At 71.0% G+C, this 9,639-nt stretch carries 8 protein-coding genes; 5 read left to right on the top strand and 3 right to left on the bottom strand.

The window, feature by feature from the left end:
• Nucleotides 1–289: 289 nt before the first annotated feature.
• Together ACWEEU_RS22410 and ACWEEU_RS22405 are read right to left on the bottom strand one after the other, a co-directional pair.
• On the bottom strand, nt 290–829 hold the full coding sequence (locus ACWEEU_RS22410; RefSeq protein WP_451734512.1) for a hypothetical protein: 540 nt from the start codon (nt 827–829) through the stop codon (nt 290–292).
• Between the two features lie 241 nt (nt 830–1,070).
• Nucleotides 1,071–1,820 carry a methyltransferase domain-containing protein gene (locus ACWEEU_RS22405; RefSeq protein ID WP_451734510.1) on the bottom strand — a complete coding sequence of 250 codons (750 nt, stop codon included), beginning with the start codon at nt 1,818–1,820 and terminating at the stop codon, nt 1,071–1,073.
• 556 nt (nt 1,821–2,376) lie between these two features.
• Between ACWEEU_RS22405 and ACWEEU_RS22400 the strand changes: the two genes are divergently transcribed.
• Nucleotides 2,377–2,913 carry a hypothetical protein gene (locus ACWEEU_RS22400; RefSeq protein WP_451734509.1) on the top strand — a complete coding sequence of 179 codons (537 nt, stop codon included), beginning with the start codon at nt 2,377–2,379 and terminating at the stop codon, nt 2,911–2,913.
• Between the two features lie 85 nt (nt 2,914–2,998).
• Here ACWEEU_RS22400 and ACWEEU_RS22395 read toward each other — a convergent pair whose 3' ends face one another.
• On the bottom strand, nt 2,999–3,766 hold the full coding sequence (locus ACWEEU_RS22395; RefSeq protein ID WP_451734525.1) for an ArsR/SmtB family transcription factor: 768 nt from the start codon (nt 3,764–3,766) through the stop codon (nt 2,999–3,001).
• 153 nt (nt 3,767–3,919) lie between these two features.
• On the opposite strand from ACWEEU_RS22395, the gene ACWEEU_RS22390 reads away from it, so the two are divergent.
• From ACWEEU_RS22390 to ACWEEU_RS22375, 4 genes are all read left to right on the top strand, one after another.
• Nucleotides 3,920–5,506 (top strand): FMN-binding glutamate synthase family protein, encoded by a 1,587-nt coding sequence (locus ACWEEU_RS22390; RefSeq protein ID WP_451734507.1) that lies wholly within the window; start codon nt 3,920–3,922, stop codon nt 5,504–5,506.
• 92 nt (nt 5,507–5,598) lie between these two features.
• Nucleotides 5,599–7,326 (top strand): thiamine pyrophosphate-dependent enzyme, encoded by a 1,728-nt coding sequence (locus ACWEEU_RS22385; RefSeq protein WP_451734505.1) that lies wholly within the window; start codon nt 5,599–5,601, stop codon nt 7,324–7,326.
• A gap of 420 nt (nt 7,327–7,746) precedes the next feature.
• Nucleotides 7,747–7,989 carry a DUF485 domain-containing protein gene (locus ACWEEU_RS22380; protein ID WP_385740611.1) on the top strand — a complete coding sequence of 81 codons (243 nt, stop codon included), beginning with the start codon at nt 7,747–7,749 and terminating at the stop codon, nt 7,987–7,989.
• Nucleotides 7,986–9,602 carry a sodium/solute symporter gene (locus ACWEEU_RS22375; protein WP_385740614.1) on the top strand — a complete coding sequence of 539 codons (1,617 nt, stop codon included), beginning with the start codon at nt 7,986–7,988 and terminating at the stop codon, nt 9,600–9,602. Before ACWEEU_RS22380 ends, ACWEEU_RS22375 begins: the two co-directional genes overlap by 4 nt.
• The last annotated feature ends 37 nt before the right edge of the window (nt 9,603–9,639 follow it).

Raw genomic sequence — 9,639 nt, 5'->3', positions numbered from 1 at the left:
GGGGTCAAGGGGTCGCAGGTTCAAATCCTGTCGTCCCGACTCGTGAGAGTCGCAGCCGAGGGCCGGTTTCGGAGAGATCCGAAACCGGCCCTCGGTCGTTCCTGGTGACCAGTTGGGGACCGGCGTCCTTGACGGGGTCAGCGGGTCACGACGACGGGGCCGGGCAGGAAACGACGGAGGCGGGGCGCGGTCGCCCTCGAAACTCCCGGCGAGATCGGCACCGGAACCCTCCGAGGTGACGTGCGTGAACTCCGCACCCCTGCACAGCGACCACCGTGGCGGCTCGTTCTTATGGTGCGTCCGAGCAAGCGCGCTGGAGGGCGGCGAAAGCGGCGTCGGCGGCGTCGGCAGGGAACACCCGCAGGACGGTGGACCCGTTCGGCGTCGTGATGACGTAGTGCCGCGCCAGGCAGGAAAGATCTCCCCAGCTCTCTCGGGCATGGGCGCGCATCAGGACCTGGCCGCACTTCGTGCAGGCGATCCAGGGGACGACGATGAGACCTGCCAGGTCCTGGTGGACCTCACCTGCCACCTCGGGGACGGTGCTTCCCTCGCCTTCGATCAGCCTCACGGTGCCCGGACCGCCTTCCTCACCGCACTGAAGGAGCTGGGGTGTGAGGGCTTCCCGCTCGCCCCAGCTCTCTGCGAGCACGGAGATCCGGGCCCTGACCGTCTGGCTGATCGCCACCTGGTTGCTGAGGAGGCCGGAGACGAGCAGGCCGAGTCCCGCCTCCTGCTCTCCTATGTCCCGGGCGTCTTTGACTTCCTGGGCTTCGGCCCTCGGCAGCAAGGCGGCGAGCTGGTCCCAGATGACGGCGTCGTCGGTCACCTGGCAGACGCTATCGTCCGGCGCCCGGGCTTTCGCTCGCGGCGTGGATGCGGTCCGTGGCCCTCTTGGACGGCACGGACGTTCACCGCCTGGCCAACCCCTCGGATTGCGCCGAGTTCACAACGGCCCGGCGGAGAAGCACGAGAGCCTCACTGCGCCGGTCGTTCCTTGGATCGCCGGTACGCGGTGTGGCCAGGTGCTCACCGGTCAAGGCATCGGCGGGGCTGGGCTTGCGGCCCTTCTACCGTGCCGGGGGTGCCTCCAGAACGAAGAAGAGGAAGCACATCTGGGTGGAGAGGCTGTCGAAGTCGTCGGGGTACAGCTCGCGGGCGGCCGGATCGGGCTGCGGCTCGCTGATGACTGCCAGGCGGAAGCCGGCCGCGGTGAACGCGTCGGTCATCGCGTGCAGTGGCCTGCGCCAGAAGCTCATCCGCGCGGTCTGTCCCACCAGGTCGGTCCAGTCGGCGGTATAGATGGTGGTCGCGTGATAGTCGGGCCGAGGGTCCTGGATGGCGTAGTCCACGAAAGGGTGCTGCACCGATGCGATCAGTCGACCGCCGGGCACGAGCACTCGCCGCATCTCGGCCAGCGTCGGTCCCCAGTCCTCCAGGTAGTGCAGCACCAGCGAGGCGAGGACATCGTCGAACGCATCGTCGGCGAACGGCAGTGGGTCGCACAGGTCGGCCACACGAAGGTCCGCGTCGGCTCCCAGCCGCCGCCGGGCCAGCTCCACCATCTCGGCGCTGGAGTCGAGGCCGGTGACGAGGGCACCTCGGTCGCGCAGGGCAGTGAGCAGGAGGCCGGAGCCACAGCCGGCGTCGAGGATCCGGCGGTCGGCCACGCCCCCAGCCAGGGACAGCATCGTGGGTCGCTCGTAGTAGGCGTTCAGAAGGCTTGTCTCGCTGAGGGCCGAGTACGCCTCGGCGAAGCTGTCGTAGTCGTTCACCCGGGCCGGAGGTGCGGGCTGGGCTTGGTTTTCGGCGGTAGGCAAGCTGCGGTCTCCGTCTTGTCATCTCGGCTCATCGCATTCGCGTCGTTCTGGTGCTCGACGTCGATTCGGTGCGCCCCGGTTCCGGCATCGCTGCCCAAGCTCGCCGACGAACGCGTCCGGACGTCCCGCCACGCGGCGCCGGTGTCGCCATCCGTAGGAGGCGTACGAGACGACGGTCGGGGAGATGCACCGTCGGACGCGGCAGTGCGCGGTAGAGCGCGGCAGTGCGCGGCCCGTGCGGCCGGAGACCGCAGCGAGCCGCGGAGATCATCGTCTGTACCGTCCACCGCGGCGAGGTCCCGGGACTCCCTCCCCTCGGGGTGAACGCCGCGACCATGGCGCTGGACCATTCCCGCCACCGGACGGCGGAGGCCCTCGCCTGGGAGGGGGTCGGTCGTTCGGCCGGCTTCGGGCGGCGCGGTCCGGTCGAGCTGCCCTCAGGGGCGGAGGGAAGAAAGGACCCGGTATCGAGAGCAACTGCCACCTCTCGGTCGATCGGCGGTCTAACGTGGCGGCATGACGCGTTGTCCGCCATGGCCCCGCGAGGAGGAACCCCGTGTCCTCACCCTGTGATCCGGCACGTGCTCCCGTCGGCGATGTGGGCGCGGCGCTCATGATGGTCGACTCCCGGCTCCAGGCCCTCTACGACGGCGGGACCGGGACCGACCCCGAACAGCGGGAGCTGCTCGACCGGTTCGCCGCGGCCCTGGGGCCCACGGGACTCGACGCCCTGATCGAGGGCACGTGCACGCTCATCTACACGTTCATGAAGTGGCTGCGGATGGCGTGCGAGGCGGAGGACAAGGACGTCAACGAGTACGTGGTGGTCCCGCTGATCGCCACGATGCGCATGATGCCCAAGACCTTCCGCCCCGAGGTCGTCCCCACCATGGCCGGACTGCTCATCGCGGCCGGTACCGGACTGAGCCCCAACCTGTGGCGCGCCCAGTACGGACGCTGGACCGACGCCGAGATGAACCCCCTGGAGGCGACGGCCGTCCTGCTCGCGGAGCACATCAACCGGATCACCGACGACCGCGACTTCGCCACCCGCCTGATCGCCGAGGCGCTTGCCGGAGCGGAGCAGGCCTGACGGGGGCCTGTCCCCGTACCCTGACGGATCGCCGGGTCGGGGGCGCACGGCCGGGGCTGCGGTGAATTCGCCGGACCCGCCGGAATCAGGTGCCCCAGGCCGGGAGCGGCAGCGCCTTGCCCGTCTCGGCGTACGACTTGAGGCTGGACAGGACGAAGCTCCAGCCGCCCGAGATCTCTCGCAGCTCCTGCTCGTCGCGCAGGTTGACGTGCGTCACGGTGAGCCGCACGGTGTCGCCGTACGGCTTGAGCTCGAACGTCACCCGGGACGGACCGCCGGGGCGCTCCTCGTCGGGGCCCGCCCAGGTCAGCACCAGGCGGCGCGGCGCCTCGATCTCCACCACGGTGCCGACGACGTCGTCGACGCCGGACTCGTCCAGGCGGCGGTGCGCCCAGGGGGAGCCGGGCTGCCAGTCGGAGACGTTGCGGTGGTACCAGTACGCCGCCGTCGCCTCGGGGTCCATGAGGCACTCCCAGACCTTTTCCGGGGTGGCGGCGATGTAGGTGGTGTGGACGTACTCGGGGCGCGGCTCGTTCTCGGCGCTCATGGCGGACTCCGCTTTCTGTTTCAGTGCGCTCAGCGCGTCCAGCCGTGGCCGGTCGAACGCGCTGATCCACCGCTCCTGGATCTCGTGGAGCGGCACGGGGTTGAGGTAGTGCAACTTCTCGCGGCCCTTGCGGACGGTGCTGACGAGACGGGCGGCCTCCAGCACCCCGAGGTGCTGGGTCAGTGACTGCCGGGTCATCTGCACGCTCTCGCACAGCTCGCCCAGCGTCCGGCCGTTGTTCTCGCGCAGCGTGTCCAGCACGAACCGCCTGGTCGGATCGGCCAGGGCCTTGAAGACCCGGTCCATCTCGCTGCTCACACCCCCAATCATGCAGGCATTTACCTGCATGTCAATCGGGGGCCGGTCCGGGACCGGTCGAGGGCCGGTCGGAGACGGCCGGAGACCGGCGTTCTGCCCGGTGGCGGCATGAGAGCCCCGATAGGGGTTATCGGGGAGAGCATGGTGCGTTTCGGAGCCGTGGGTCTCCTTCTGATCGGTGCCGCGGCAGCGGCGTCCGCTGCCGTGCTCGGGTCCCCCTGGTGGTGGCTGGGGGCGGGCGTTCTGGGGGCCGTCGGCCTGCTGGGCGGTCACGACCTCCTCCAGCGCCGCCACACGGTCCCGCGCAACTACCCCGTCATCGGCCACGCCCGCTATCTCCTCGAAGCGATCCGCCCGGAACTCCAGCAGTACTTCGTCGAGCGGAACTTCGACGGCCGTCCCTACGACCGCGACACCCGCAACATCGTGTACGAGCGGGCGAAGGGCATCGACGCCGAGGAACCCTTCGGCAGCGAACGGGACATGTACGCGCGGGGCTACGAGTTCCTCGTGCCGTCGATGGCGCCCGTCGACATCCCGGACACGCCGCCCAGGGTCAGGATCGGCGGCCCCGACTGCGCCCAGCCGTACGACATGGCGCTGCTCAACGTCTCCGCGATGAGCTTCGGCTCCCTCTCCGCCAACGCGGTCCTCGCCCTCAACACCGGGGCAGCACGCGGGGGTTTCGCGCACGACACCGGCGAGGGCGGCCTCTCCGAGTACCACCTGCGCCCCGGCGGCGACCTCGTGTGGGAGATCGGCACCGGCTACTTCGGCTGCCGTACCGAGGACGGCGGCTTCGACGCCGAGCAGTTCCGGGAGAAGGCCGCCCACCCCTCCGTCAAGTGCGTCTCGCTCAAGCTGTCCCAGGGCGCCAAGCCGGGCATCGGCGGCGTCCTGCCCGGCGGCAAGGTCAACGCCGAGATAGCGAAGGTGCGCGGGGTTCCGCGGGGTGAGACGGTGATCTCACCGCCGTACCACCGGGAGTTCCACACCCCGCGCGAGCTGGTCGGCTTCCTGGCCAGGATGCGTGACCTCGCGGGCGGCAAGCCGGTCGGATTCAAGCTCTGCCCGGGCTCGCGAGCCCAGTTCCTCGCCGTGTGCAAGGCGATGCTGGCCGAGGGCATCACCCCCGACTTCATCGTGGTGGACGGCGCCGAGGGAGGCACGGGCGCGGCGCCGCTCGAGTTCGCCGACCATCTCGGGATGCCGCTCACCGAGGGGCTGATCACCGTCCACAACGCCCTGACCGGCGCCGGGCTGCGCGACCGCGTCCGGGTCGGCGCCAGCGGAAAGGTCGCCACCGGATCGGACATCGTCAAGCGGCTCCTCATGGGCGCCGACTACACCAACGCGGCACGCAGCATGATGTTCGCCGTCGGCTGCATCCAGGCCCAGCGCTGCCACACCAACCGCTGCCCCACCGGCGTCACCACGCAGGACCCGCGCCGTGCCCGCGCCCTGGACGTCGCCGACAAGTCCGAGCGGGTCCGCCGCTACCAGGAGGCGACCGTCCGCAGCGCCCAGCAGATCATGGCCGCGATGGGCGTGAGCGACCCCCGGGACCTGCGCCCGGAGATGCTGCGCCGCCGCGACACGCCCCACGGCGACTTCAGCTCCTACGCCGGGCTCTACGACTGGCTCGCCCCTGGTGAGCTGACAGCCCAGCCCCCGGCCGCGTGGGCGGCCGACTGGAAGGCCGCCGACGCCGACCGCTTCGCCGGCTGACCCACCCATACCCGTACCTGAAACCCGTGCGGCGGCACCGCGCCCGCCGTGTGACACCAGTGGGCCGCAGGGCCCGCGGAGAGGACGATCCCATGGCTCGTACCGTCGCCCGTCTCGTCGTGGACACGCTGGAGGAACTGGGGGTACGTCACGTCTTCGGTGTCGTCGGCGACGCGCTCAACCCGTTCACCGACGCCATCCGCGCCTCCGAGGCCGTGTCCTGGGTCGGCTGCCGTCACGAGGAGGCGGCGGCGTTCGCGGCAGGTGCCCAGTCCCAGCTCACCGACACGCTCGGGGTGTGCATGGGCACGGTCGGCCCCGGCTCGGTCCACCTCCTGAACGGTCTCTACGACGCCGCGAAGAGCGGCACGCCGGTGCTCGCCATCGCCGGACAGGTCCCGCAGGCGGAGCTGGGCACCGACTACTTCCAGGAGGTCGACAACGACCTGCTCTTCAAGGACGTCGCCGTCTTCCGCGCCACCGTCACCTCGCCCGCCCAGCTCCCGGCGCTGCTGGAGGTCGCGGTGCGCACCGCCGTCGGGCGGCGCGGGGTCGCCGTGCTCACCGTGCCCGGCGACATCGGTGACCTGGAGGTGCCCGACGACCGGCCGGTCCGGCTGTCGCTGATCGGCTCCGCCAACCGGCCCGACGACCCCGCGCTCGACGAGGCCGCCTCCGTGATCGACGACGGCGGCAAGGTCACGCTGCTCGTCGGCCGGGGAGCGCGCGGCTGCCGCGAGGAGGTCCTCGCCCTGGCCGAGCGGCTGGCCGCGCCGATGGTGCTCACCCTCAAGGCCAAGGAGGGCTTCGAGGGCGACAACCCGTACCAGGTCGGCCAGACCGGGCTCATCGGCAATCCGGCCGCCGCCCGCGCCATGGACCACGCCGACACCCTGGTGCTGCTGGGCACCGACTTCCCGTACCGGGACTGGTATCCCGAGGGCAAGAAGGTGATCCAGATCGACCGGGTCGCGGAGCACATCGGACGCCGCGTGCCCGTGGACGTCGGGCTCGCCGCGGACGTGGGCCCGACCCTGCGCGGGCTCCTCGAGCGCGTGCGGCCGCGTTCGGACCGGGGGCATCTCGACGCGGCGCGGGCGAAGTTCACCAAGTGGCAGGAGGGACAGCGGGACCTCGCCTCGCCCGGCCACGACCGGGGTCTGCTCGGCCGGGTCCGCTCGGCGTTCGACAACCGCTCCCACCTCGTACGCCCCGAGGCGCTGGCCCTGGCCGTGGACGCCGCCGCGAGCGACGACGCGGTGTTCACCTCCGACACCGGCATGGCCACGGTGTGGCTCTCCCGCTTCGTGGAGATGCGCCGCGACCGCCGCCTGCTCGGCTCCTACAACCTCGGCTCGATGGCCAACGCCATGCCCCAGGCGATCGGCGCCCAACTGCTCGACCGCGACCGGCAGGTGGTCGCCTTCTGCGGCGACGGCGGCCTGTCCATGCTGCTCGGCGACCTGATGACCATCCGCACCGAAGGGCTGCCGGTCAAGCTCGTCGTCTTCGACAACCAGCGCCTCGGCATGGTCAAGCTGGAGCAGGAACAAGCCGGGCTCCCGGAGTTCGGCACCGTCCTCGACAACCCGGACTTCGCGGCCGTCGCCCAGGCCCTCGGCATCCCCGGCATCCGCGTCACCCACCCCGAGGAACTGCCCGACGCGGTGAAGCGGGCGTTCGCGGAACCGGGACCCGTCCTGCTGGACGTGCTCACCAACCCCGACGAGATCGCCGTACCCGGTAAGGCGACGGTCCAGCAGGGCTGGGGATTCGCCATCGCCAAGGTGCGGGAGAACCTGTCGAGTTCGGGCGGCTGAACGGCGCCGCCGAAGAGCACGGCGCGGCCGGACCGGGGTGGCCGGCCGCGCCGTGCTCTTTGGCCGATAACGACCGTCGACTGGAAACATGTCGACATAAGGTCATGGGTAACTGTCCCTGTCGGCCGACATATTCGCGCACTCCATGACCTCGACCCGCACTATGTGCGATGGGCCTACGACCTGATCCGCGCCGTCCAGGGCCCAGTCCCCGCCAGGAGATTCGCCATGTCCGACGACAGCTCCGAGTTTCCCTCCGGCCCACCGCCGTCCGACCACCCCCACCCCACCGGCACACCCCCGCACACACCCAGTTGGTCGCAGCGAGACGGATCGGGCCGCCCTGAGTCGCCTGGCCGGCGCTCCGGACCGCACCGCACCCTTCGCCTGTTACGCCGCGCCTACCGCTGGCAGCGGCGCGTGCCGTCCCTCACCGCGCTGGGCTACTTCGCCGGGTTCCTCGCCCTGACGGTCAAGGCCCCGGGGCTCATGACCCGTCCGGGGCCCGGCGGACTGCCCACCGGTCTCGTGCTGGCCCTCGCGCAGATCCCCGTCACCTGGCTGGCCGTCCTGCTCTACGAAGCCTCCGCACGCTCCGTCGTCGACCCGCTGATCCACCGCGTCCGCCAGTCGCACCCGGCGCACCGGGAAGGAGCCCGGTGACGGAGTTCAGCGGTCCCGCGCAGTCCTGGTCCCTGGCCGCCTTCTGCTCCGTCGTCGCACTGACCCTGCTGCTCTGCGTCCTCACCGGCCCGGACGCCGACGACCTGGCCGAGTTCTACACCGGCTACAAGTCCCTCTCGCCCCTGCGCAACGGACTCGCCATCGCCGGGGACTACATCTCCGCCGCCACCGTCCTCACCATCGGCGGCATCATCGCGCTGTGCGGCTACGACGGAGTCGTCCTCGCCCTGAGCGCCGTACTCTCCCTGCTCCTGCTGATGTTCCTGCTCGCCGAGCCGCTCCACAACACCGGCCGCTACACCATGGGCGACGTCCTCGGCCACCGCCATCCGGCCCGGTCCGTGCGCATCGCGGCGTGCGCGGTCACCCTGCTCGCGCTCGTCCCGATGATGATCGTCCAGCTCGCCGGTGTCGGTGAACTCCTCGCCTACGTCCTGGGGTTCACGGAACCGGCCATGAAGAACGGCTGTGTGGCCGGCGCCGGGATACTCATGATCAGCTACGCCGCTCTCGGCGGGATGCGGGGCACCGCGCTCGTCCAGATCTTCAAGACGGTGATGCTCCTCGCCTCCGGTCTCGTCGTCAGCGGACTGATCCTGCACACCTTCGGCTGGAGCACCGAGACCCTGTTCCGCACCGCGGCGCACAAGAGCGGAGCCGGTCCCGCCTATCTGCGCTGGGGGCTGCAGTACTCCGTCAGCCCGCACCCCGCCCTCGACATGGCGAGCACCCAGTGCGCCATCGTGCTGGGCGCCGCCTGCCTGCCGCACGTCACCATGCGCATGTACACCGCGGGAACGCCGCGTCAGGTGCGCCGGGCCATGTCCTGGGCGGTCTCCTCGGTCACCCTGTTCATCCTGATGCTCGTGCTGATCTGCACCGGCGCCACCGCCCTCCTCGGGCGCGCGCGCATCACCGGTGCCGACCCCCATGGCACCACCGCCTACCTGCTCGGCGCCCGCGCCGCCTTCGGCAACGGCCTCTCCCGGCCCGAGAGCCTGCTCTTCGCCACCGTCACCACCGCCGTCTTCCTCACCCTGCTCGCCTCCGTGGCCAGCATGACGCTCGCCTGCGCCAACGCCCTCGCGCACGACCTGACCGCCTCCCGGCCCACCCCGCTGCCCCCGGCGCGCGAACTCACGCTCGCCCGCTCGTGCGCCCTGCTCGTCGGCATCCCCGTCATCCTGGTGGCGGCCCTCGCCCAGCACCGCAGCCTCCAGCCCCTGGCGACCCTCTCCTTCACCCTCGGCGCCTCGGCCATCGCGCCCGCGCTCCTCTACACCCTCTTCTGGCGCCGCTACACCCGCGCGGGCCTGCTCGCCACGCTCGTCGTCGGCTCCCTCACGGTCCTGGCCCTGACCCCGGGCACGACGCTCGTCTCGGGATCACCCCTGGCCGCCTTCCCCGAGGCCGACTTCGACTGGTTCCCTTACAACACCGCCGCCCTCGCCTCCATCCCCGCGGGCTTCCTCGCCGGCTGGCTCACCAGCCTGCTCTCCGGCAAGTCCGCAGCCGACCGGGAACGCAGCCGCTACGAATCCGCCGAGCACCGCCTGCTGACGGGGCCGCCGTCACGGGACCGGATGCCGTGAAGAAGGCGGTGCGTGAAAGGCGCCCGGAGCCGGCGGC

It is taken from the genome of Streptomyces sp. NPDC005004, from assembly GCF_053600675.1.
Note: the sequence above shows the minus strand (reverse complement) of the source record. Positions and strands in the feature narration are given on the sequence as shown.

What these genes read in the sequence shown, in the direction of transcription:
- ACWEEU_RS22395 (WP_451734525.1), bottom strand. Translation starts at nt 3,766, where the DNA reads ATGGACCGGGTCTTCAAGGCCCTGGCCGATCCGACCAGGCGGTTCGTG.
- ACWEEU_RS22390 (WP_451734507.1), top strand. Translation starts at nt 3,920, where the DNA reads ATGGTGCGTTTCGGAGCCGTGGGTCTCCTTCTGATCGGTGCCGCGGCA.
- ACWEEU_RS22385 (WP_451734505.1), top strand. Translation starts at nt 5,599, where the DNA reads ATGGCTCGTACCGTCGCCCGTCTCGTCGTGGACACGCTGGAGGAACTG.